The sequence below is a fragment of the Actinoplanes sp. CA-015351 genome (genome assembly GCF_050955685.1).
Lineage (GTDB): Bacteria > Actinomycetota > Actinomycetes > Mycobacteriales > Micromonosporaceae > Actinoplanes.
The window spans coordinates 4423535-4446113 of the sequence record NZ_CP192102.1 but is presented as its reverse complement, the minus strand read 5'-3'; the positions used below and the strand labels follow the sequence as shown (position 1 = coordinate 4446113).

Here is a 22579-nt window from a genome sequence, read left to right as displayed (position 1 = left end):
GGTGCTTGATGGCCGCACAACAACCAGGAAATTGCAGAGAGGCCGATCCACGTGAGCAGCACTCCCGGTACCTTTTCCGCGGCCGACATCGCCGCACTGACGGCGACCGTCGGCGGTCCCGTCCTCGTGCCCGGGGACGAGGGCTACGCGGAGGAGATCCCCACCTACAACCTGACCGTGGTGCACACCCCGGCGGTGGTCGTCGGCGCCACCAGCGCCGCCGACGTGCAGGCGGCGGTCCGGTTCGCCGCCGCCCATGACCTGCCGGTCGCCGTTCTCGGCGCCGGCCACGGCAGCTCGGTGTCGTCGGACGGCGCCGTGCTGATCACCACCCGCCGGCTTGCCGGCCTGGCCATCGACGAGAACGCCAGGACCGCCCGGGTCGAGGCAGGTGTGCGCTGGGCGGAGTTCGTCGAGCAGGCCGCCAAACTCGGTGTGGCCGCGCTGAACGGCTCGTCGCCGACGGTGACCGTGGTCGGCTACACCCTCGGCGGCGGCCTCGGCCCGTTCGGTCGCAAGCACGGGTACGCCGCTGACCACGTGACCGCTCTGGACGTGGTGACCGCCGACGGCGAGCTGCGCCACGTCACCGCCGAGACCGAGCCGGACCTGTTCTGGGCGCTGCGCGGCGCGAAGGGCAACTTCGGTGTCGTCGTCGCCATCGAGTTCACCGTCTTCCCGATCCAGGCGTTCTACGGCGGCGGCATCTTCTTCCCGGGTGAGCTGGCCGGCGACGTGCTGCACCTGTTCCGGGAGTGGACGAAGGACCTGCCGGAGGAGATGTCCGCCTCGGTCGGGCTGCTGCACCTGCCGCCGGCGCCGTTCGTGCCGGAGCCGCTGCGTGACCGGCTCGTCGCGCACCTGCGGATCACGTACCTCGGTGGGCCGTCCGACGGCGCGCTGCTGGTCCAGCCGTTCCGCGAACTCGGCACGCCGATCATCGACGCGGTCGGGCCGATGCCCTATGCCGCGGTCGCCGCGGTGCACAACGACCCGGTCGACCCGCTGCCGCTCCACGAGCACGGCGCGTTGCTGCGGGAGCTGCCGGCGGAGGCCGTCGAGGAGATCCTGCGGTTCGCCGGTCCGGGCGCCGACTCGCCCCTGGTGCTGGCTGAGGTACGGCACATGGGTGGCGCGCTGAGCCGTACCCCGGAAGTGCCGAACGCGGTCGGCAACCGTGACCAGACGCTGTACAACGTCTTTCTGGTCGCCGCGGGCGGCCCGCCGGACGCCGCGGCGCTGCACGCCTACGAGCAGGGGTTGATCGACGCGCTCGCACCGTGGTCGACCGGCCGCCGCTATGCGAACTTCATGTTCGCCCACGACGCCGGCCCGCAGACGGCGGCGCTGGCCTACGCGCCGGAATCCTACGAGCGTCTCGCCGGCATCAAGCGCCGGTTCGACCCGGCGAACCTGTTCCGGATCAACCACAACATCCCGCCGGCGAGCTGACCCTCGGTGGCGTGCGCGCTGGAGCGCACGCCACGGTCAGGGGATGGCGCGGCGCAGGCCCGCTGGTGCAGGCTGAGCGTCATGACGGCCACGAGCCAGATCCCCAGAGCGACGGCCAGGCTGGTGCTGTTCGGGGTCCTCGGCCTCAATCTGCTGTTCGTGTGGGTCATGTTCTTCACCGCGGACGTGCCGCAGAAGAACGTCCTGATCACCATCGGCCGGTTCCTCGGGCTGCACGTCGCCCTGGTGATGATCTTCCAGCTGGTGCTGATCGCCCGGCTGCCGTGGCTCGATCGCCGGCTCGGCATGGATCAGCTGACCACGATCCACCGCTGGACCGGCTTCACGCTGTTCTGGACGCTGCTCGCGCACGTGGCGTTCATCGTGACCGGATTCGCCCAGCTCGACGGCAACCCGGTGCCGGTGCAGATCGTCAGCCTGGCCGGATCGTTCCCGGTCCTGCTCGGCATGATCGCGTTCCTGATCGTCGGCCTGGTGACCGTGGTCTCCGCCCGGTACGCCCGCCGCCGCCTCTCCTACGAGACCTGGCACGCCATTCACCTCTTGCTCTACCTCGTGATCGTGCTGGCGCTGATCCACCAGATGTTCGAGATCACCACCTTCACCGCGTCGTCGCTGTCCCGGGCGTACTGGTGGCTGCTGTGGACCCTCGCCATCGCCGCGCTGCTGATCGGCCGGATCGGCATGCCTTTGGTACGCAACGCGCGGCACCGCTTCCGGGTCGCCGCAGTGGTGCCGGAGGCCGACGACGTGGTGTCGGTGCACGTCACCGGCCGGCATCTCGACAAGCTTCCGGCGCTGGCCGGACAGTTCATGCTGTGGCGGTTCCCCGGGCACAACGCGTGGTGGCAGGTCAACCCGTGGTCGCTGTCCGCCGCGCCGAACGGGGTGTCGCTGCGGCTGACCGCCAAGGCGATCGGCCGGACCAGCACGGGGCTGCGTGACCTGCCGGTCGGCGCGCGGGTCTTCGCCGAAGGCCCGTACGGCGCGCTGACCAGCCTCGCCCGGACCAGGCCGGCGAGCCTGCTGATCGCCGGCGGCATCGGCATCACCCCGATCCGGGCCCTGCTGGAGGACCTGACCGGTCCGATGACCGTGCTGTACCGGGTGCCCACGATGGGCCAGGCCGTCCTGGTCGCCGAGCTGCGGGCGCTGGCCGGCATGCGCAACGCCGAGCTGCACGTGCTGACCGGCCGCACCGGCGAGGGATCCCCGCCGAACCAGCCGTTCGCGCCGGCGAACCTTGGGCGGCTGGTCCCGGACATCCGCGATCGCGACATCTTCATCTGCGGCCCGGAGGCGCTGACGGTGGCGGTGCTCAAGGCTTTGGGGGAGCTGGGCGTCCCGCGTACCCAAATCCATGCGGAACGATTCCGCCTGGCCGGCTGAGAGGTGGAACCTCGCCGACCCGACAAGCTCTGGATCTGCGAAGGAGGGTGTGCCTCGAACCGGCTCTTCCGCATCGTTGCCGCCGCTTGGAGGTAGGTCATCGATCGGCGATGTTGAGCGATTCGCTGGCTGTTCCAGGCTGTTCCAGGCTCTTCCAGGCGGATTCGGGTTTCGCGACTTGTGGGGCGGTAGCGGGTTCGGGGCGGTGTGGTGGCGTGGTGGCGTGGCGGTTTATCGGTGTGAGGTGTAGCTGGGAGATCTTGTGCGGTTTGGCCGGCCGATCGACCACGAGTGCACGAGTTTGCTGGACGGCCGTCCGTGGCTTGTCGGTTTCGGGTGGTTGGCGTGTTTTGTGGTGGCGCTCTGCCACTACGGCAGGTGGACGGTGCCGGATCTTGGAGACTCGTGGGTGTTCAGTGCCCCGCCGGTTTCCACGGTTCGGCCGACGCGGTGTTCATAGTTTCGGCGTGGTGAGCGCGGTACTTCACGGTTCGGGCGTGGTGAGCGCGGTGCTTCATAGTTCGACGTGGTGAACGTGGTGCTTCACGGTGTCGGCGCGGTGCTTCGCCGATCTTGTGGAGTTCGGCGAACCGTTTGCGTGCAATTCCACAAGATCGGCTGGGGTCTGTTCGATCTTGTGGAGTTGTGCGGAGACGTCTGCGGGGAAGTCCACAAGATCCAGCCAGGCCGGGCCAGGGCGGGCCAGGTCGGGCCAGGTCGGGCCAGGTCGGGCCGGGCCAGGTCGGGGCGGGCCAGGGCGGGGCAGTGCAGTGCGGGGCAGGGCGAGGCAGGGCAGGGCGGGGCAGGGCAGGGGGCGGGGCGGGGTGCCTGTGGCGGAGGGTGTCAGTGCTTGGCTCGGCTGTTGTCGCAATCGTCCGTTGTGTGACGTTTCTGGGAAGAGGTGGCAAGGGTGGCCAGGTGGGCGGCGAAGCCGTGTGGGGCGCGGGCGAGGCGGCGGCTGCTGGTGATGACCGGGCAGGTGGTGTCGGTGACCACGCGGGCGCCGAGGTGGCGCATCCGGTCGATGAGGTCGCGGTCCTCGCTGTGCGGCAGCGGGCGGAAACCGCCGGCCGCCTGGTACGCCGCTGCCGATGAACCCAGGTTGGCGCCGTGGGCGTGGCTGTGCGCGGTGCCCTGGACCGCGTCGCGATAGCCGGTGTCGTAAGCGGCCTGGAGGTCGGCCGGCCAGCCCTGCCAGTCGTGCACGATGACGGTTCCGGCCAGCAGGTCGGCGCCGGCCTCGGCGTGGTGCAGCTGCCACCTCAGCCAGCCGGGCGGTACCCGGCTGTCCGCGTCGGTGGTGGCCAGCCACAGTCCGGTGGTGCCGTGGCGCGTCGCGTGGCGCATCCCGGCAGCGCGGGCCCGGCCCACGCTGCGGGCTGTCGTGGTGAGCACGGTGGCGCCGGCCGCGCGGGCGAGAGCCGGGGTGTCGTCGGCGCACGCGTCCGCGACGACGATGACCTCGACCGGAACAGGTGCGACCGCCAGGGCGGCGGTGGCGATGCTGTGCAGGCAGGCGTTGATCGAGGCGGCTTCGTCGTGAGCGGGCACCACCACGGCTGTCCGGGTCACACCAGACCTTCACGCTGGGCAACCGAGCGAGGATCAGGGCCGCGGGTGTAGACCTCCAGCAGGAAGTCGGCTTCCTCCAGCCGCGACTGACGATGGAGGCCGTCCGTTGCCGCGAGCAGCGCGTGCACCTCGTCGCCGGAGCGGGCGTGTTCCTCGACCGGCCAGCGCCAGTGCACCGCGACCAGGTCGCCGCCGGGTTCCAGCGAGGCCACCGTCCGCTCGGCGAGCGCGTTCAGGTCGGCGTCGCCGAAGTAGTAGCCGATCTCGGAGAGCACGATCAGGTCGAACGACTCCTCGGGCCACTCGTGCGGCACCGCAGCCTCGCGGACCGTCACGTGCGGCTGCTCGGCCACCCGGGACGCCGCGGTGCGTACAGCGGCGCCGACCGCGTCGACGGCCAGCAGAGAATCGCAGCGGCCCGCGAGCAGGGCGGTGAGCCGGCCGGTGGAGCAGCCGGGCTCGAACGCCGACCGGTATCGTGGCCGGGTCAGCGCGGCTGCGGTCAGGGCATGTTTGCGGGCGTCGTACCAGCGGGATTCGAAGTTCCACGGGTCCGGGCTGCCGGCGTACATCCGCTCGAAATAGCCGACCGGTGTGGTCATGTGAAGACCACCTCGAACGGCCGGGTGAAGCGGGCGAGGACGTGCGGCGGGAGGATCGCCGCGTCGGCCTCGGCGGGGCCCAGCGCCGCGATCTGGCTGGGGAAGGCGGCTATCGCCGCCGCTTTCGCGAACCTCGCCTCAGCGGTCAGCTCGATCCTGCGGGCCCGATGCCAGGGTACGGCCGGATCACCCGGCGCAGCCCAGTGCCAGGTCCAGATCGGGTACTCCAGCAGCCGGGCCCCGGTGGCCGCGCACGCCGCCGCGGCGGCCCGTCCGACGGCCTCGTGGTCGGGGTGGCCGTCCTCCCGCCAGGTGGACAGGCACCAGCGGCCCGGGGTGAGCAGCGCGGTGAGTTCCTTGGTCACGATGCTCTCGTGGATGTCCCCGTCGGGCTGGCCGAGACGGTGCACGGCCGTGCCGCGCAGGCCGAGCCGGGACAGGGCCTCGGTGGTCTCGGCCCGCCGGATCGCGGCCAGCTCGGTGGGGGAGTGGACGGTGGAGTGCGGGTGCGAGGCCTCGCCGTCGGTCACCGCGACCAGATCGGCGCGGCCGAGCATCGCCATCAGACCGGCGACGCCGAGGATCTCGTCGTCCGGGTGCGGTGCGACGACCAGCGGCGGCTCGGCCGGATCGAGGGCGAGCGGCGGCCACGCCGACATCGCCGGCCATGCCCGCCACCGCTGTTCGGGGGTGCCCTCGTCGACGATCGGCTTCACCACGGCTGCTCCCCGCCGGCGACGAGGCGGCCGAGTTGTTCCAGGTCGGCTTCCGCGTGGCTCTGCCGCAGATAGACGGTCAGGTCGGCGACGCGCTGAGCGTGCTCCACGTCGCGGCAGAGCGGCCCGGCGCCGAGCATCCGCCCGGCCCGGTCGATCACCTCGGTGGCCGACGCCTCGACGACGGCGCGGACCCGCAGGGCCAGCCGGTGGGCGTCCGCGGCCGGATCGGCGTCGATCGTGGCGGCTGCCTCGAGCAGCACGGCCCGGGCCGCGGCGAGCGCCGCGTCGACGGCGCCGAGGTGAGCCATGCCGTGCGGGTCGAGGTCCTTGCGGACGGCGGCGGCGTACAGGGTGTCGGCGATGCCGAGGGCGCCGCCGTACCAGCAGGCGGCCACGCCGATGCCACCGTGCCAGAAGCCGGGCCGGTCCACGTAGTCGCCGGGTTCGCCGACCGGGCGGGCCGGCGCGGCGGTGAAGCGGACGGTGCGGCTGTCGCTGCCGGCCATGCCGATCGCCGGCCAGGTGCCGTCGAGGGGCACGGCGTGCGGTGCGGTGTTACGGACGGCGAACAGGCGGGTGCCGTCCTCGGCCGCCGCGGTCACCAGGGCGTGGGTGCACCACGCGGCGCCGGAGCACCAGGGGCGGTCGCCGGTCAGCTGCCAGCCCGTTGCGGTGTGCTCCGCGCGTACCGAAGAAGGGGCCGCAGCCCAGACGCCCCAGCGCTCGTCCGTCTGGTTTTGATCAGCGTCGCAGAGCGACGCGCGGATCGCCATGGCGTCGGCGTGGCCCTCACCGAGCCGGGCGGTGACCAGATCGGCGCGGCCGAGAGCGGCCAGACCGCGAAATCGTTCCGCGGTCCGGCCACTACCCGGAAAAGGCAATTCCGGAGTGTTTCGCAACTGGATGTACTTTCCCTGCGGCAAAGAACCGGTCAGCGCTTCGCCTTGCGGGCCGCGGTCTTTTCGGTGGGCGCGTTGGCGGTGACCAGGGTGCCGTCCGGGCGCTCCAGGTGAGCGCGGATGAACCAGTGGTGCTGCTCCAGGCCACCCGTCTGGGTGACGAGCAGGTCCTCGGTGACCGGGTCGAGTTCCTCGGTCTTTTCGATCGCCGCGCGGTGGTCCTCGAGGACGCCGCTGTAGACGAGATCAAGCGCGGCCAAGTGGGAGTTGGCGTCGGCCCGGCCGATCGAGTAGTCGTCCCAGCTGCGCTGGGCCACCAGCGCGCCCGGCGTGCCGACCGGGGAACCGCCCAGGGTGGCGATCCGCTCGGCGGTCGCGTCGACCATGGCGCGGACACCCTCGACCTGCGGGTCGAGCATGGTGTGCACGGCGATGAAGGTCGGGCCCACCACGTTCCAGTGCACGTGCTTGAGGGTCAGCGCCAGGTCGTTGAGCGCGTTGAGCCGGTCCTGGAGCACCGTGATGACCTCGGCGGCGGCGTCCGGCTTCAATCCGGGAACCGTGTAGTGAGGCGTGGCGGCGTTTTTGCGGGCAGTGGGTGCCATCGTCGATTCTTCCTCTCGTGGAGATCTTCGAAGCACATGCCCGTGTCAGGTCGAGGCAAACAACGGAGCCGCAAACAATGGAGAAGCCCTGCCGGTCCGACAATGAACCGGCAGGGCTTCGGGGAAATCAGATCAGCGGACGACGACCGTGCTGACGATCTTGTCGGCGATGGTCTGCTTCTTGGCGTCCCAGAGCGGGAACAGGAAGCCGATGTAGCAGATGATGCCGTCGATGAAGTGCGCCAGGTCGCGCAGGAACGCCTTGCCGGCGCCGATCGGCTGGCCGTCGGCGAGACCGACCAGGCGGATGCCGAGCGCCTTGCGGCCCCAGCTCTGGCCGGTCTTGCCGGCCTGGAACCAGCGGTTGTAGCCCTGCAGGGCGATCGCGAGCAGGATGAACACGTAGTAGAACGCGTTCAGGCTGGTCAGCCCGGTCACCTCGTCGGTGCTCTGGCCGACGGTGGCGGCCAGGATCGAGAACGGCGCGACGATGATGCCGTCGATCAGGTACGCGCCGACGCGCTGGATCCAGCTGGCGTAAGCCGGGGCAGCGGCGTTGTATCCGGCCGGAGCCGGGTAGGACTGCTGGGCGTAGGGGTCTGTCATGGTTCCGGTCCTTTAGAAGGTCCGGCTCGCGTCGAGCCGGTGCAGTTGAAAGAGCCAGCTCGCGAACGCGAGCAGTCCTGCGATCCATCCCGCCTGCCGCCGTCGGTGCGACGACCACGGGCGCGGGGGTCCGAGTACGCCTGCGGCGCGCAGCGCCACGAGCGGGACGGTGGCGGCCGTGAGGGCCGCCAGCCCGAAGATCAGAGGATTGGCCTGCAACGCGGTGACAGCCTCGCCGTGCGCCAGCGCGACTGCTGCGGTCGTCAGACCGCAGGCCGGGCAGGGCACGCCGGTGAGCGTTCGCAGCGGGCACGGCAGAGCCGCCCCGGTGCTGGCGCTGACGGCCGGCCACACCGTGGCCGCGACGGCGACGAGCATGCCGAAGCCGCCCAGCCGTTCAGGCACGGAGAACGTACGCATGGACATCCCTCGTGATCATGGAGTTCGGAGATCATAAGTGTCCGGCGGCTCTTCCGCGACCCCGTTATCGACGCGTGATTTCCGGTGGGTGGCCAGGTCAGCGCCAGTTGATGTCGAGCAGGCGGTCCTGGCGGATCTGCTCGATCGCTGCCGCTGCCATCTGCCGCCCCCAGCCGTCCTGAGCGTGGTCACGAAGGACGGTCTGGGTGTCGAGCCGGAGCACCTCGGCGATCGCGTCGATGCGCTCGCGCATCTCTTGCTCCACGACCGGCCGATCGATGTGCACACCGTGCCGGTTCATCGCAGCGAGGAATTCGTCCGCGAGGCGGGCGAGCGTGTTTTCAGGTGACACCGATGGCACTCCAGATCCGATGTTGGCGACGGTGAGGACAGTCTGAATGTTCAGTTGGTGCGCGGGCGCCGGCACGCCCGCGAAGATCGTCGGCTTCCGCCGTGCAGGGTCGGCTGTCCGTCTAACTCGCGACCACCCGATCGGTCACGGCGTCGGCCTGGACGAACGTGTGTGAATCAGGGCGCGACGGGGCAGTCACGCGGTGACACCCGGCCGGTCCACCGTTGCCAGGAGTGTCCACAGCGCATCAGGAGAGCACATGGCATGGACACGTACGGCCCGGGAACGCGCTCGGGCCAGGTTTGCCGAGGCGGCGAGCCGCAATCCCCTACCGCCGTTCACGGCCGGGCCGGGGCTGGAAGCGGACAGCCCGCCGGTGGTGGTGGTCGGCCCGCGTCAGGACAGCGACGTGCTGCCCCGGGCGGTGCGCACCGCCGGCGCCTGGGCCGGGCGCTTCATCTTGTTCGTGCTCGCCGGATATCTGTTCCTGCGGGTCGTCGGCCTGCTCAGCCTGGTGATCATCCCGGTGATGGTGGCGTTGCTGCTCGCCGCGCTGTTCCAACCGGCCGGAGCCGCCCTGGTCCGGCGCGGGGTGAACCGATCCCTCGCCGCGGGCATGGTGCTGCTCGCGGCTCTGGTGCTGGTCTTCGGCGGCCTCGGCCTGATCATCCGGACCTTCATCGCCCAGCTCGACGACCTGTCCGCGCAGGTCGGCGACGGCCTCGGCGAGGTGCAGGCCTGGCTCGCGCAGAGCCCGCTGCACATCACCGACCGCCAGCTCGACCAGTACGTCGAGCAGGCCCGCACGGCCATCACCGCGAACCAGGGCGCTGTCACCTCCGGCGCGCTGAGCACCGCGACCACCCTCGGCGAGGTGCTCACCGGGTTCTTCCTGGTGCTGTTCACCCTCTTCTTCTTCCTGCGCGACGGCGGCCAGATCTGGTCGTTCCTGTGCCGGCTGCTGCCCCGCGACGCGCGGCTGCCCACCGCCCGGGCCGGCCACTACGCCTGGCACACGCTGGTCTCGTACGTGCACGCGACAGTGCTCGTCGCCTTCGTCGACGCGGTCGGCATCGGAATCGGCCTGTTCATCCTGAAGGTGCCGCTGGCGCTGCCGCTGGCCGCGCTGGTCTTCCTCGGCGCGTTCATCCCGGTCGTCGGCGCCACCGTCGCCGGCGCGGCCGCCGTCCTGGTGGCGCTGGTCGCCAACGGGCCGGTCAGCGCGCTGATCGTGCTGGCCATCGTGATCGGCGTGCAGCAGCTCGAAGGCCACGTCCTGCAACCGCTGATCATGGGCCGGGCGGTGGCCCTGCACCCGCTCGCCGTGATCCTGGCGATCGCCGCCGGCATCGTGCTGGCCGGGATCGTCGGCGGCCTGATCGCGGTCCCGCTGCTGGCCGTGCTGAACACCGCGATCCGATACCTGATCAGCCACCCGGAGGGCGAGCCCACGCCGAACCGGCAGCCGCCCGGCACCGAACCCACCGACGACGACCAGGCCGAAGCCGAGGATCGGCACCAGATCCAGCAGCGACAGGCCGATGACACCGAGCCGCCGCCGGCCAGCACATCGGTGTCGGTGTCGGGAAGTCGATCGCCGTGATCGGGGGTCACGTAAGATAGTGCATCCCACCCTTGCTGATGCGTCTCGCATCACCGTGAGGGGGGCACGGCATGACCGTGACAGCGCGGGGTAATGCACCATTGCGTTGTGATTCTCCGCGGCCGGGTCACCCCCGCCGCCGTGGACAGCCCTACGAGAGGTCGTCGTTGCAGATCACTGTGCACGAGTTCGCCCGCAGGCTCAGCGCCGTCGGCGCCAAAGCCTTCGCCACCACCGACGTCGTGGCACTGGCCGAGGCTGCTGGTGTCCGCATCAGCGCTGACGGCCACGTCGACGCAGCCCTGGCGCAGCGTCTGCTGGACCGCGCCGCGCCCGCGTCGCCGGTCACCGGCGCCCAGATCGTCGAGCCGGACTGGGTCGCTCCCGCATCGCAGGCGCCGGCCGCCCCGGCGATCCCGCCCGTGGTGTTCTCCAGCCCCGGCGCTGTCGACGGCCCGGCCGAGCTGCCTCCGGCGCGTCCGCGCAGCCGCACCGGACCGCCGGCCCGGCGCCCCGACTCCCGGCGCTCCGGTAGGTGAGTCGTCGCGAGACATCGATGAGAATGGAATAACCTGGCATGGCCCCGCGGTGGGCGGGGGGCCATGACCGGGAGAGTTGAATGAACAAGCTGGGACCTGCTCGTAAAACGGCCACACTCGCGGCCGCCGCGGCACTGGCGATCGCCGGCGTCGCGGGCTGCGCCAAGGAAGACACCGGCGGCACCACCGAGGGCGGCGTCGCACTGGTCAAAGCCGGCGTTCTGACCACGTGTACACACCTGCCGTACGCGCCGTTCCAGTCGAAGGACGACACCGGCAAGGTGGTCGGCTTCGACGTCGCGCTCATCGATCTGGTCGCCGCGAAACTCAGCGTGCCCCAGGAGATCGTCGACACGCCGTTCGAGGGCATCAAGTCCGGTGCCGACCTCAACTCCGGCAAGTGTGACGTAGCCGCGGCCGGCATGACGATCACCGACGAGCGCAAGAAGGTGCTGGACTTCTCCGAGCCGTACTTCGACGCCACCCAGGCGCTCGCCGTGCTCACCGGCAAAGAGGTCAAGACCCTCGACGAACTCGCCGGCAAGCGCCTCGGCGTGCAGGGCGGCACCACCGGCGAGGAGTACATCAACGCCCAGGTCAAGGAGAAGAGCCTGAAGATCGAGGTGGTCTCCTACAAGGACCTCGCCGCGCTGCAGCAGGCCCTGGCGACCAACCAGATCGAGGCCGCCGTCAACGACCTGCCGGTCTGGAACGAGTACATCAAGGCCAACCCCGGCAAGGTCGTCGTCGCGACCGGCTTCGACACCGGCGAGCAGTACGGATTCGCCGTGAAGAAGGGCAACGCCGAGCTGCTCAAGACCGTCAACGACGCCCTGGCGGCAGCGCGCAGCGACGGCACCTACGACAAGATCTACGCGACCTGGATCGGCGAGAAGCCGGCCAGTTGATGACGCTCAGCCCTCGCCGGCGGCGGCGGGTCGTCCGCGTCGCCGGCTACGTCATATTCGTTCTGCTGATCCTGCTCGTGGTGAGCGCCGCCGACTGGGGCACCCTGTCCGAGGCGTTCTTCCGGCGTGACATCGCCGAGAGCATGTTCCCCGAAGCGATCACCGTCGCGTTGCGGAACACCATCGCCTACACCCTGCTCGCGTTCGTGTTCGGCCTGACGCTCGGGCTGATCCTCGCGCTGCTGCGGCTGTCCTCGGTGGCGCCGTACCGATGGTTCGCCACCGCCTACATCGAACTGTTCCGCGGCCTGCCGGCACTGCTGGTGCTGTTCATGGTCGGGTACGGCGTACCGCTGGCCTTTCCGGACCGGGAGATTCCCGGCGGGGTCTACGGTTCGGTCGCGGTCGGTCTCGGTCTGACCGCCGCGGCGTACATGGCCGAGACCATCCGGGCCGGCATCCAGGCCGTTCCGAAGGGGCAGCTCGAAGCGGCCCGTACCCTCGGCATGTCGCACACCCGCGCGATGGTCTCCATCGTGCTGCCGCAGGCGTTCCGCATCGTCATCCCGCCGCTGACCAACGAGATCATCCTGCTGACCAAGGACACCTCGCTGGTCTACGTCCTCGGCGTCACCCCCACGACGATCGAGCTGACCAAGTTCGCCGGCGACACACTCAACACACGGGTCAACCCGACACCGCTGGTGGTGGCTGGGCTGCTCTACCTGGTGATCACCCTGCCGCTGTCACAGCTGGTCCGGGGGCTGGAACGCCGGGCCGCGAGGGAGAGGTGACCGCGATGTCCACCATCGAGATCAGCGAGCTGCACAAGTCGTTCGGCACGCTGGAGGTGCTGCGCGGCATCAACCTGTCGGTCGAGCCGGGCGAGGTCGTCTGCGTCATCGGCCCGTCCGGCTCCGGCAAGTCCACGCTGCTGCGCTGCGTGAACCTCCTCGAAGAGCCGACCGCCGGCTCCATCCGGGTGGCTGGCGTCGAGGTCACCGACCCGGACTGCGACATCGACGCGGTCCGGCGCGGCATCGGCATGGTGTTCCAGCAGTTCAACCTCTTCGGTCACCTCACCGTCCGGGAGAACATCACCATCGCCCAGCGCCGGGTACGCAAGCGCAGCCGTGCCGAGGCCAACCGGATCGCGTCGGCGAACCTGGACCGTGTCGGGCTCGCCGAGAAGGCCGACGCGTACCCCGCACAGCTCTCCGGCGGCCAGCAGCAACGCGTCGCCATCGCCCGGGCCCTGGCGATGGATCCGCAGCTGATGCTCTTCGACGAGCCGACCAGCGCGCTCGACCCCGAGCTGGTCGGCGAGGTCCTCGCGGTCATGCGCGGCCTCGCCACCGAGGGCATGACGATGCTCGTGGTCACCCACGAGATGGCCTTCGCCCGCGAGGTCGCCAACCGGGTCGTCTTCATGGACGGCGGCGTCATCGTCGAGCAGGGCCCGCCCGCTGAGGTGTTCGGCAGCCCTCGCGAGGAACGCACCCGGGTGTTCCTGCACCGGGTGCTGGAACCCACCAGGGTCAGCGAGACCGAGATCGGCGCCCACCTGAACGATTGACACGCGGCAACGCCACCCCTGGCGACGTGATCGCCGGCTGACCCCGGCGCGCCGCACGGGGGTGGCTGTTCCGTGCTGACGATGCGGCGTCCGGAGGTTTGCGCCAGACTGCCTCTGAGTCTCGTTGAGGAGGGTTTTCGTGGGCGACATCTCGGCGCTGCGGCAGTTGCTGCGGCAGTCGCACCACGCCCGGCCCGACGACATCCCGCAGATGGCGATGCGTGCCGCCGGGCTGCTCGGCGTCACCGCCATGATCATATATCTGGTCGACCTCCAGCAGCGTGTGCTTCTGCCTCTGCTGGCCGGGGACGCGCCCGCCCGGGAGCCCTTCATGATCGACGGGACGCTTGGCGGCCGGGCGTACTCCACCGTCGTCGCCTGTGCCGGCGACACCACCCTGTGGGTGCCGCTTGTCGACGGCGCGGAGCGGCTGGGTGTGGTGGAGGTCGTGCTGCCCGGGGCGGCCGGTGACGACACGGTGGACGACTGCATGACCGTGGCCGCGCTGCTGGCCGAGCTGACGGTGACCCGTGCCTTCTACAGCGACACCATCGAACGGCTGCGCCGCCGCGAGCCGATGCGCCTGGCTGCGGAGATGCTGCGCGCCCAGCTGCCCCCGCTGACCTTCTCGACCGGCCATCTGCTGATCAGTGGACTGCTGGAGCCGTGTTACGACGTGGGCGGTGACGCGTTCGATTACGCCGTCAACGGTGACGTCGCGCATCTGGCGTTGTTCGACGCGGTCGGCCACGGCTCCGCCGGGGGGATGCGGCCGGTCATCCTCGCCTCGCTCGCTCTGGCGAGTTACCGCAACGCCCGCCGCGCCGGGCTCGATCTCATTGCCACCTACCACCACATCGACCAGGCGGTCCGCGACCACGACCGGCGAGGGCTGATCACCGCGGTTCTGGCCGAGATCGATCAGCGCACCGGCTCGTTGCGGGTGATCTCCGCCGGGCATCCCAGCGGGATCGTCATCCGCGACGGCAAAGCGGTGCGGGTTCTGCCGACGCCGACCGCTCTGCCGGTCAGCCTCGGCGACATCCGAGCCCCGGTGGTGATCGAGGAGTTCCTCGAGCCGGGTGATCATGTGCTGCTCTACACCGACGGCATCATCGAGGCCCGGTCCGCCGACGGCGACTACTTCGGCCTGCAACGGCTCATCGACCTGGCTGTCAAGGCCATCGCCGACCGGTTGCCGCTGCCGGAGACCGCCCGCCGGCTCGTGCACGCCATCCTGCAGCACCAGGACGATCATCTGCAGGACGACGCCACCGTGCTGCTTGCCGAGTGGCGCAGCCCGGCCCCGGCACGCTCGGACACCGAATTGCCCGAAGGCAGCGGCCGCGCGCCCATCGATCCCGCCGGCTGACGCGCCAGGCCCGCGGCCTGCCGCGGCCTTTCCCGACCCGAGGGTACGGGTGAACGCGCTTGTGCCGGCCCCCTCAGGGGGCCGGCACACGAGAAGCTCGCTCAGGAGGCGTTCTGTGCTGCCTGCCGAGTCTGGTCCTTCACGTCGTGCGCCGACGACTGTGCCTGACCCTTGGTGGTCTGGGCGGCGTCCTGGGCGGTCTCCTTGACCGACGCGACGGCGTCCTGGACCGGACCGGCGAGGTCGTCCTTCACCTCTGCGGCGACATCTTTCACCTTGTCGGTGAGGTCTCCGCTGTTGTCCTTGAGCTGCTGGCCGGCGCGGCGTTCCGCGTCGGTCACCGGGATCAGGGTGGCGGCGAGCATGCCGACACCGAAGGCGATGATCCCGGCGGCGAGCGGGTTGCCCTGGGTCTGCGTGGCGACGGCCTGCGGGGCGTTACGGACGGCGTCGGCCGCGTCGTGCGCCTTCTCGCTCGCCACGTCGGAGGCCTGCGAGGCCTTGTCCTGCACGGTGCGTACCGCCGTCGACGTGGTGTCGCCGGCCGCGTGCCGTGCGTGGTCCGTGGTGCCCATGACCTTCTCCCTCATTGAATTCCAGCGCCGCTGCGCGACCTTGCTGGGACTGGTCTTCTCGGCCAGCAGGTCGACGTCCCGGGTCAGCGAGGCACGGGTGTCCTCGATCTGCCGTTTCAGCCGGTCGGGTTCTTCAGCCATTGCGCATCCTCCTTGAGGGTGTCCACGGTGCGGTGCGGCACGGGATCGACGGTCTTGAGCTTGTTGCGGCCGTTCACGAACAGGACGGCACCGATGGCCGCCCACACGACGGCGACGATGAGCGCGGCCCAGCCGGCGTCCATCACGTTGGCGAGGCCGAACACGACGGCGAAGCTGAGCAGCACGACGGCGAGGTATCCGGCGAAACCGGCGACGCCGAGCATCCCGGCGGCCTTTCCGGCCTTCGCGGCTTCCTGCTTCATCTCGACCTTGGCGAGGTCGACCTCCTGCCGGAACAGCTGCGACAGGTCGTTGCTGATGTTGCCGATCAGGTCACCGATCGAGGTGTCGGCGACGTGATCCGGCGCATCGTGGGGACGAGGGATCGTCACGGGCGTGACTCCGGGTTCTGGTAGCCGTAGGGGTCGTTGTTCACGACCGGGATGCCGGTGCCGGTGGCCGCGTACTCGGTGCCGCCCACGCCGTTGGCGACCGGGGCGGGAGCCGGCGCCGGGTAGGTCTGCGGCTCGGCAGTGACAAATCCAGTGCCAGTGCCAGTGCCAGTGCTGGTGCCCGTGCTGCCGGCGGGCGTGCCCGCGCTCGGGTCGGCCTTGGCGACGCTCTTGCCCAGCCGCCCGACGACGAATCCGGCGGCGAGGGTGGTGGCCAGGAACGCTCCCGGGCGGCGCCGGGCGAAGTCCTGAACCTCCTGGAGCACACCTTCGGGACCGTTGCGGTCCAAGTAGTCGGCGAGCTGCCGGCCACCGTCAGCCACCCGGGACACCACGGCCGCGGCCGGTCCGTCCTGGCGGGCGCCGCGCATCTCGTCGAGGTGGTCGGCGGTCTGACGGATGCTGCTGACCAGATTGTCGTTCTGGGTACGAGCCTGCTCGCTGACCTTGTTCCGCACGTCGGCGGCGACGGTGCGCGCCTGCGCCTTGGCCTCGGCGCCGACGCGCTGCGCCTGCTCCTTGGCGGTGTCCTTCACATCGACGGCGGCCTGTGCGGTGGCCTGCTTGCTCTCTCCGGCGATCTGCGCAGCCTTCGACGTGTCGTCGGGCGTGGAAAGATCCGGCGCTGAAAGATCCGGCGAGTAAGCGCCGATTGTTCGGTCACTCATGGTGCCTCCTACATTTGTCCTGGGTTCGAACAATGAGTCTCCTCAATAAAGACTTCTAATCGTCGGATGAAATCTTTTTCGTCAGTTTCTCGGGCGTACGATCTTTTATGACTTAAACATGAAATTGGAAAAAAGAATTAATTCGATATCAAGTCGGCGAGCGGTGCAGACGTGGCCGAGGCCCTGCTCCGCCGGTGGCGGAACAGGGCCTCGCAGGGCTGATCAGGGCTGACCAGGGATCAGGCGACCAGGGCGGGGAACCGCTCCCAGACCCGGTGGGCGCCGAGCAGCACCTGGATCTCGCCGAAGACGGCCTCGCCGGAGGTCGCGGTCACCACGCCCGGCGTGCCGGTGACGCCGGCTTCCTGCAGCACGGTGAGGCCGTCGCCCCATGCGCCGATCGTCTTGGCGTGCCGCCAGCACTCGTCGACGAGCAGCAGGACCCGCGGGTCCACGGTGGCCGCGGGCCGGCCGGCTTTCGCGTCGCGGGCCGGGCGCGCGTCCGGGGCCGGGATCGGTGCGCCGGCCAGCAGGATCGCGTCGAACTCCACCGAGCGGGCGGTGGCGAAGGTCCGCTGCACCGGCGCGCCACCGACCATTCCGCCGTGCGGGGCGATCAGCAGCGGCGTCATGCCGGCGCCGAACACCACCTCACGGACCTTCAGCGCCGCGTCCACGTCGCCGTCCGGGTCCACGACGATGCCGATGGTGCGGCCGTCGGTGGGCCAGGTGTGGCCGATCTGCGACAGCACCGGACTGGGCGTGACGTCAGCGAGCGGCACTGTCGGCTTCGGCTCGGGCAGGCCCAGGCCGGTCGCCACCTGGCGGCACAGCACCGGGTCGATGTTCGCCAGGGCCTGCAGCTGCCGTTCCTTGATCGCCTGCTCGTAGCACTTGGCGAGCTCGAACGTGTACGCGCTGATGATGTGCTCCTGCTCGACCGGTGTCATGCTCAGCCAGAACAGCCGGGCCTGGCTGTAGTGGTCGTCGAACGACGCCGGGTTCTGCCGGATCTTCGGCGCTTCCGCCACGATCACCGGCACGTCGACGAAACCGTCCTCGGCGGTGAACGGGTTGCCGCCGTCGAGCGAGTTCGGCCGGTACGGCGCCACCCCACCGTGCACGGCGTGCTGGTGGAAACCGTCACGCAGCATGTCGTTGACCGGCGCGTGCGGCCGGTTGATCGGGATCTGGTTGTAGTTCGGGCCACCCAGCCGGGACAGCTGCGTGTCCACGTACGAGAACAGCCGGCCCTGCAGCAGCGGGTCGTTGGTGACGTCGATGCCCGGCGGCATGGTGCCCAGGTGGAAGGCGACCTGCTCGGACTCGGCGAAGAAGTTCGTCGGCGTCCGGTCGATGACGAGCTTGCCGATCGGCTGGACCGGGGCGAGCTCCTCCGGGACGATCTTCGTCGGGTCGAGCAGGTCGATGCCGGCGAACGCCTCCTCGGCGGTGTCCGGGAAGACCTGGATGCCCAGCTCGTACTCGGGGAAGGCGCCGGCCTCGATCGCGTCGTACAGGTCACGGCGGTGGAAGTCCGGGTCGATGCCGCTGAGCAGCTGCGCCTCTTCCCAGGTCAGGGAGTGCACGCCCAGCTTCGGCTTCCAGTGGAACTTCACGAGCGTCGTCGCGCCGGCCTCGTTGACCAGCCGGAACGTGTGGACGCCGAAGCCCTCCATGGTCCGGTACGAGCGCGGGATGCCCCGGTCCGACATGTTCCAGATCGTGTGGTGCTGCGCCTCGGTGTGCAGCGAGACGAAGTCCCAGAACGTGTCGTGCGCGCTCTGCGCCTGCGGGATCTCCCGGTCCGGGTGCGGCTTCGCGGCGTGGATGACGTCCGGGAACTTGATCGCGTCCTGGATGAAGAAGACCGGGATGTTGTTGCCGACCAGGTCGAAGTTGCCTTCGTCGGTGTAGAACTTCACCGCGAAACCGCGGGTGTCCCGGACGGTGTCCGCCGAGCCGCGTGAACCCAGCACGGTGGAGAACCGGACGAAGACCTCGGTCTCGGCGTTCTTTTTCAGGAACGCGGCCCGGGTCACCGACTCGGCGGTGCCGTACGCGGTGAACGTGCCGTGCGCCCCGGTGCCCCGGGCGTGCACCACGCGCTCCGGGATGCGCTCGTGGTCGAAGTGCGTGATCTTCTCGCGCAGGTGGTGGTCCTGCAGCAGCGACGGGCCCCGGGGACCTGCCTTCAACGAGTGGTCGGTGTCGCGCAGCCGCACACCGGTGGCCGTGGTGAGGTAGGCGCCCTGCTGGCTGTTCACCGGCGCCGGTGAACCGGTCTCCGCGCCGGTCGGCGACCGGGTCTCCGGCGCGCCCTGCTCACCTTTCGGCGGGAGCGGCTCGCGCGGGGTGGTCGGCTCCTCGAGCGTTGCCGGTGCGCTGCCGGGCGAGCCGGGCACCTGGGACGTGAGGGCGGCTTTCACAGCGTCCTTGACCGCCTTGACGGGCTTGCTGGGTTTCATCTGAGGAATTCCTCCAAGAGCGGCGATTGCGACACCACCGGCTACCCGCGCATCACGGGAGCAAACTTTTTGGTGGTGGGCTGTTTGCGCGTACACAAGAGAGCGTGCCCGAAAGGCGTAGCCCGGGTTTTGGCTCTTTCTGAGTGGGCACAGTCCTTTCATGAGCTTCTTGGACAAAGCGAAAGACCTTGCCGACAAACACGACGAGCAGGTCGACGCCGGCCTCGAAAAGGCCGGTGACCAGGCCGACCAGCGGACCGGCGAAAAATACTCGGGTCAGATCGACAAGGGTGTCGACGCCGCCCAGCAGCACACCGGCACAGGCGACACGCAGCAGAGGTAACGTCACGTCACTGCTGGCAACGGAACCGGGCGGCCCGCTCACGGGCCGCCCGTTCGGCTTCCCTGGCACTATCGGGCACGGCCCCGAAGGGCCAATGCCGTACCACACGGGTACGGGACTCGCGGTAGCGTAGTATTCGGCACACAAGGGTCCGCGTCGGGTTCCGCTGGGAAGGCCGTCGGATGCCATCAGATCTTTTCATCGGTGAAACCCCCCTCAGGGTCGAAGTCCGCCATGATGCCGAATCCTCGACGACCGTCGTTGCCCTGATCGGCGAGGTCGATCGCGATTCGTGCTCCACAGTGCTGCGATCCGTTGGGGAAGTCCTGCACCGGGACGGTCCGCAGCGGCTCAGCATGGATCTCGGCGAGGTTTCGTTCCTCGACTCGGCCGGCATCCGCACCCTCCTGCACTGCCGGCGCGACGCCACCCGGGCCGGCTGCGAATTCACGATCGGCCAGGCCCACGAAAACGTCTACCAGGTGATCGAGATCAGCGGCCTCGTCGAGGTGTTCAGGCTGCCGCCGCGCGCTTAATTGATCAATGGAACCTTTCCCGGGGTGCCGCCGCCGGCCGGCCCGGCCCTGAACGACAGATACCGGGCGGAACACGATCACGGCGGCCATTTTCCGGCTCTGGAAACGCCGGATCTGCTGGTGGCGGACCTGCGAGCGTTCTTCGGCGGACTGCCCGGAACACGACAATCGTGTGAAAGGTCAACATCGGGGTACCTGCATGGCCACGCCACCTGCTATCGGAGGGAGCCGGGACATGACCCCGCGATCCGCACAAATTCCCACTGGCATGCGGCAGCCGCTGGCCGACGCCATCGTCGCGCTTGCCGACACCCCGGACGACGTGCCCGGCGTCGACGACCGCCTGCGACGACTGGCCGAGCTGGCCGCCGACCGGATCGACGCGGTCGACTACGCCGCCGTCGCCTCCCGCCACGGCGACGGGGCGTGCACCGTCGCCGCCGGCGGCGACCTGGTCAAATCCGTCGAGGCCGCCTCGCAGGACGACTCCCAGGACGACTCGCAGGACGCCTCGGACAGCGAGCCCGGCGGTGACACGACGATGGCCTGGCCGGGTTTCCGCGACACCGCGGCCGAGATGGGCCTGGGCCTGGTGTCGGTGCCGCTGTTCACCGGGAGCGGCACAGCCATCGCCACCCTCGACCTGTACGGCCGTGAGGTGTCCGCGATGGCGCCGCTGACCGCCGGGATCTGCGCCGCTTACGACCCGGATCTGCCGTGGCCCGGCGACACCGAGGACGTCCCGGCGATGGACGCCGGCGGCGAGGAGCTGGTCACCGGGTTCGCCGAGGCGCTGTCGGTGCGGGCCACCATCCAGTGCGCCCTCGCTCTGATCATGGCGAACGACAAGATCAAGGACCAGGACGCATACCTGAAACTCCGGGTACGCGCCGCCGGCGACGGGGTCTCGCTGTCGACGGCGGCGAACACGGTGATCATGTCGAAATTTGGATGAGCTGGTCCGGCGGCAGCTCGTCAGTCGCGTTCGAGCTGGTCCGCGCGGCGATCGACGTCTTTCGCCTGAGTGGTGACGCTGTCGCCGAGGGCGTGCACCCGCGCCGTGGTCTCCGGGTCCCGCGCCTGTTCGGCACGCGTATGAAGGGCGTCTTCCACCACCTCCATCTGCTCGGCGGTGTCGTGCATGGCCGAGGCCGTGCGATGCACATGGTCGACGTTGTCAGGCCGGTTCACGGCGGCCGGATACCCAGCACTGTTGATCATCAATCCATCATGTTTCGCCCGGCGGCATGCGCCGCCGCCTGGAGAATGGACCCATGGCTGGATTCATCGTCACCCGCGACGTCCGCGCTCCCGCCGCCGACGTCTGGAACACCCTGGTCGACTGGCCCCGGCACGGCAACTGGGTGCCGCTGACCACGATCCGCGTCGTCTCGGACCGGCCGGACGGGGTCGGTGCCGAGTTCGTCGCGCGTACCGGGTGGGGCCCGCTGGCATTCGACGACCCGATGCGGGTGACGGCCTGGTCGCCGCCGGAGGGCGGCTCCGCCGGGCGCTGTGACATCGTCAAACTCGGCCGGGTCGTGCGCGGCCGAGCCTGGTTCTCGGTGACGCCCGTGCCGGGCGGCATGTGCCGCGTCCTCTGGTTCGAGGACGTCACCGTCGTTCCCCACGCGATCACCCGGTACGGCGGGCCGCTGGTGTCGGTGCCCGGCAAGCTGGCCTTCGCGGCGACCCTGCGGGCGATGGCCCGCGAGGTGGAGAGCCGCTGAGATCAGGTTCCCGGCGGCGCCGGAGGATGCGACGCCACCCGATTCTCGGCAGCGTCAAGAATGTCCTCGACCGAGGCCTTCTCCAGAGGCGCGAGCCGCTCGGCAGCCGCCAGGAAGAAGCCCGCGGCGATGCCGAGCATCCGTTTCACCCGCAGCTGATACTCGTCGGCATCCTCGTCCGAGACGCCGTGCGGCCGATAGCTCGTGCCGTACACCGCATCCCACAGATCGTTGTTGCCCGAGACGATCGACCTGATCATGCTGGCGAACTCATGGGCGTCGGCAGCGTTGTCCCACTGTCGTACTGTCACCCTCCGATCGTCCCAGCCCTCGCCCCGCCGCGACGCACTTTCGCCCGCGTAACTCGTGCGGAAGGAACCACTGCGACGATCAGACCGTCAAACCCCAGCGCCGCCGAACGGCTGCGGGAAGCGGGGACGCCATGCCTTTCCTGGGTACGCCGAAAGCCCACCTGCTCGCAGCCACGACACTGCTGGCCGTGGCCTCCGGCTGCACCTCCGCAGGCGCAACGGCAAACCCTCCGAGCCCGCCACCACCACCGTCCTCCGAGCCGGCGACGCCCGTACCGTCGTCCTCCGAGCCCACGCCGCCCCCGCCGCCGACGCCGCCCGCGAAGCCGGTGCCGAGCACGCCGAAGTGGGCAGAGCCGCCAAGCTACGCGTTCACCCTGACCACCGGCTGCACCCGCGGCTTCTACGAGGCTCGCTACCGCGTCGAGGTGGAGAACGGCGAGGTGCGATCGAGCACCCCGCTCAACGACCAGGCCGAAGCCCACGCCGGCTTCCCGGCCCCGACCCTCGGCGACATTGACACCTGGATCGACAAGCAGGAGCCGCACAACCCCCGCCTGCGCCGGCAACGCGACCCGCACGACGGCCACCCGCTCGCGTTCGGCTTCGACCAGCAGGCAATGGCCTACGACGGCGGCACCTGCTACGCCGTAACCGACTACCACCCCTGACCCCGCCAGGATCAACCTCAGACCCGCGCGTGCACGACTGCGGCTCGTG

General features: G+C 69.8%; 27 protein-coding genes. 13 read left to right on the top strand and 14 right to left on the bottom strand.

The features are described 5' to 3' along the window. Window positions 1–51: 51 nt before the first annotated feature. Window positions 52–1452 (top strand): FAD-binding oxidoreductase, encoded by a 1401-nt coding sequence (locus tag ACQP2E_RS20640; protein ID WP_433824554.1) that lies wholly within the window; start codon window positions 52–54, stop codon window positions 1450–1452. An 81-nt stretch (window positions 1453–1533) separates the two neighbouring features. After that, window positions 1534–2862 carry a ferredoxin reductase family protein gene (locus ACQP2E_RS20635; protein WP_433824553.1) on the top strand — a complete coding sequence of 443 codons (1329 nt, stop codon included), beginning with the start codon at window positions 1534–1536 and terminating at the stop codon, window positions 2860–2862. An 843-nt stretch (window positions 2863–3705) separates the two neighbouring features. Here the strand turns inward: ACQP2E_RS20635 and ACQP2E_RS20630 are convergent. The 8 genes from ACQP2E_RS20630 to ACQP2E_RS20595 all read right to left on the bottom strand — a co-directional run bounded on the left by ACQP2E_RS20630 (window position 3706) and on the right by ACQP2E_RS20595 (window position 8637). Continuing rightward, complete coding sequence (locus ACQP2E_RS20630) at window positions 3706–4434, bottom strand: glycosyltransferase (protein ID WP_433824552.1); 729 nt, start codon at window positions 4432–4434, stop codon at window positions 3706–3708. Beyond that, the gene (locus tag ACQP2E_RS20625) at window positions 4431–5036 is read right to left on the bottom strand and encodes a class I SAM-dependent DNA methyltransferase (protein ID WP_433824551.1); all 606 of its coding nucleotides are present in this window, start codon (window positions 5034–5036) and stop codon (window positions 4431–4433) included. Before ACQP2E_RS20625 ends, ACQP2E_RS20630 begins: the two co-directional genes overlap by 4 nt. Next, complete coding sequence (locus ACQP2E_RS20620; protein WP_433824550.1) at window positions 5033–5755, bottom strand: PIG-L deacetylase family protein; 723 nt, start codon at window positions 5753–5755, stop codon at window positions 5033–5035. The genes ACQP2E_RS20625 and ACQP2E_RS20620 overlap by 4 nt, the downstream gene beginning before the upstream one ends. Beyond that, the gene (locus tag ACQP2E_RS20615) at window positions 5749–6636 is read right to left on the bottom strand and encodes an acyl-CoA dehydrogenase (protein WP_433824549.1); all 888 of its coding nucleotides are present in this window, start codon (window positions 6634–6636) and stop codon (window positions 5749–5751) included. The genes ACQP2E_RS20620 and ACQP2E_RS20615 overlap by 7 nt, the downstream gene beginning before the upstream one ends. Before the next feature lie 50 nt (window positions 6637–6686). Beyond that, a complete protein-coding gene (locus tag ACQP2E_RS20610; protein WP_433824548.1) occupies window positions 6687–7259 on the bottom strand; it encodes a Dps family protein in 573 nt (190 codons plus the stop codon). Between the two features lie 132 nt (window positions 7260–7391). After that, window positions 7392–7865 carry an RDD family protein gene (locus tag ACQP2E_RS20605; protein WP_433824547.1) on the bottom strand — a complete coding sequence of 158 codons (474 nt, stop codon included), beginning with the start codon at window positions 7863–7865 and terminating at the stop codon, window positions 7392–7394. A 12-nt stretch (window positions 7866–7877) separates the two neighbouring features. Next, window positions 7878–8285, bottom strand: coding sequence for a DUF2752 domain-containing protein (locus ACQP2E_RS20600; RefSeq protein ID WP_433824546.1), 408 nt, complete (start codon window positions 8283–8285; stop codon window positions 7878–7880). 97 nt (window positions 8286–8382) lie between these two features. Continuing rightward, complete coding sequence (locus ACQP2E_RS20595; protein ID WP_433824545.1) at window positions 8383–8637, bottom strand: hypothetical protein; 255 nt, start codon at window positions 8635–8637, stop codon at window positions 8383–8385. A 259-nt stretch (window positions 8638–8896) separates the two neighbouring features. On the opposite strand from ACQP2E_RS20595, the gene ACQP2E_RS20590 reads away from it, so the two are divergent. From ACQP2E_RS20590 to ACQP2E_RS20565, 6 genes are all read left to right on the top strand, one after another. Further along, window positions 8897–10240: an AI-2E family transporter gene (locus tag ACQP2E_RS20590; protein ID WP_433824544.1), complete on the top strand. Its 1344-nt coding sequence runs from the start codon at window positions 8897–8899 to the stop codon at window positions 10238–10240. A 167-nt stretch (window positions 10241–10407) separates the two neighbouring features. After that, entirely contained in the window at window positions 10408–10779 is a 372-nt protein-coding gene (locus ACQP2E_RS20585) for a hypothetical protein (protein ID WP_433824543.1), read from the top strand. An 80-nt stretch (window positions 10780–10859) separates the two neighbouring features. Continuing rightward, window positions 10860–11687, top strand: a complete 828-nt coding sequence (locus tag ACQP2E_RS20580) for a basic amino acid ABC transporter substrate-binding protein (protein ID WP_433824542.1) — start codon at window positions 10860–10862, stop codon at window positions 11685–11687. After that, the gene (locus tag ACQP2E_RS20575) at window positions 11687–12481 is read left to right on the top strand and encodes an amino acid ABC transporter permease (RefSeq protein WP_433824541.1); all 795 of its coding nucleotides are present in this window, start codon (window positions 11687–11689) and stop codon (window positions 12479–12481) included. Before ACQP2E_RS20580 ends, ACQP2E_RS20575 begins: the two co-directional genes overlap by 1 nt. Before the next feature lie 5 nt (window positions 12482–12486). Beyond that, on the top strand, window positions 12487–13263 hold the full coding sequence (locus ACQP2E_RS20570; protein ID WP_433824540.1) for an amino acid ABC transporter ATP-binding protein: 777 nt from the start codon (window positions 12487–12489) through the stop codon (window positions 13261–13263). 139 nt (window positions 13264–13402) lie between these two features. Next, window positions 13403–14635 (top strand): PP2C family protein-serine/threonine phosphatase, encoded by a 1233-nt coding sequence (locus ACQP2E_RS20565; RefSeq protein ID WP_433824539.1) that lies wholly within the window; start codon window positions 13403–13405, stop codon window positions 14633–14635. A gap of 101 nt (window positions 14636–14736) precedes the next feature. Here the strand turns inward: ACQP2E_RS20565 and ACQP2E_RS20560 are convergent, their stop codons facing one another. The 4 genes from ACQP2E_RS20560 to ACQP2E_RS20545 form a co-directional block, all read right to left on the bottom strand. Further along, complete coding sequence (locus ACQP2E_RS20560) at window positions 14737–15351, bottom strand: DUF3618 domain-containing protein (RefSeq protein WP_433824538.1); 615 nt, start codon at window positions 15349–15351, stop codon at window positions 14737–14739. Further along, window positions 15327–15743 carry a phage holin family protein gene (locus tag ACQP2E_RS20555; RefSeq protein WP_433824537.1) on the bottom strand — a complete coding sequence of 139 codons (417 nt, stop codon included), beginning with the start codon at window positions 15741–15743 and terminating at the stop codon, window positions 15327–15329. The genes ACQP2E_RS20560 and ACQP2E_RS20555 overlap by 25 nt, the downstream gene beginning before the upstream one ends. Next, window positions 15740–16471 carry a hypothetical protein gene (locus tag ACQP2E_RS20550; protein WP_433824536.1) on the bottom strand — a complete coding sequence of 244 codons (732 nt, stop codon included), beginning with the start codon at window positions 16469–16471 and terminating at the stop codon, window positions 15740–15742. Before ACQP2E_RS20550 ends, ACQP2E_RS20555 begins: the two co-directional genes overlap by 4 nt. Window positions 16472–16710: 239 nt before the next feature. Beyond that, window positions 16711–18939, bottom strand: coding sequence for a catalase (locus tag ACQP2E_RS20545; protein WP_433824535.1), 2229 nt, complete (start codon window positions 18937–18939; stop codon window positions 16711–16713). A 160-nt stretch (window positions 18940–19099) separates the two neighbouring features. Between ACQP2E_RS20545 and ACQP2E_RS20540 the strand changes: the two genes are divergently transcribed. The 3 genes from ACQP2E_RS20540 (at window position 19100) to ACQP2E_RS20530 (ending at window position 20773) form a co-directional block, all read left to right on the top strand. After that, window positions 19100–19282, top strand: coding sequence for an antitoxin (locus ACQP2E_RS20540; protein ID WP_433824534.1), 183 nt, complete (start codon window positions 19100–19102; stop codon window positions 19280–19282). A 182-nt stretch (window positions 19283–19464) separates the two neighbouring features. Next, complete coding sequence (locus tag ACQP2E_RS20535) at window positions 19465–19818, top strand: STAS domain-containing protein (RefSeq protein WP_433824533.1); 354 nt, start codon at window positions 19465–19467, stop codon at window positions 19816–19818. A gap of 235 nt (window positions 19819–20053) precedes the next feature. Beyond that, window positions 20054–20773 (top strand): hypothetical protein, encoded by a 720-nt coding sequence (locus ACQP2E_RS20530; RefSeq protein ID WP_433824532.1) that lies wholly within the window; start codon window positions 20054–20056, stop codon window positions 20771–20773. 20 nt (window positions 20774–20793) lie between these two features. On the opposite strand, the gene ACQP2E_RS20525 is transcribed toward ACQP2E_RS20530, so the two are convergent. Continuing rightward, window positions 20794–21039 (bottom strand): hypothetical protein, encoded by a 246-nt coding sequence (locus ACQP2E_RS20525; protein ID WP_433824531.1) that lies wholly within the window; start codon window positions 21037–21039, stop codon window positions 20794–20796. Window positions 21040–21092: 53 nt separating this feature from the next. On the opposite strand from ACQP2E_RS20525, the gene ACQP2E_RS20520 reads away from it, so the two are divergent. Beyond that, a complete protein-coding gene (locus ACQP2E_RS20520; protein WP_433824530.1) occupies window positions 21093–21548 on the top strand; it encodes an SRPBCC family protein in 456 nt (151 codons plus the stop codon). A 2-nt stretch (window positions 21549–21550) separates the two neighbouring features. Here ACQP2E_RS20520 and ACQP2E_RS20515 read toward each other — a convergent pair whose 3' ends face one another. Next, the gene (locus ACQP2E_RS20515) at window positions 21551–21859 is read right to left on the bottom strand and encodes a hypothetical protein (RefSeq protein ID WP_433824529.1); all 309 of its coding nucleotides are present in this window, start codon (window positions 21857–21859) and stop codon (window positions 21551–21553) included. Window positions 21860–21990: 131 nt separating this feature from the next. On the opposite strand from ACQP2E_RS20515, the gene ACQP2E_RS20510 reads away from it, so the two are divergent. Beyond that, entirely contained in the window at window positions 21991–22530 is a 540-nt protein-coding gene (locus tag ACQP2E_RS20510) for a DUF6174 domain-containing protein (protein ID WP_433824528.1), read from the top strand. The last annotated feature ends 49 nt before the right edge of the window (window positions 22531–22579 follow it).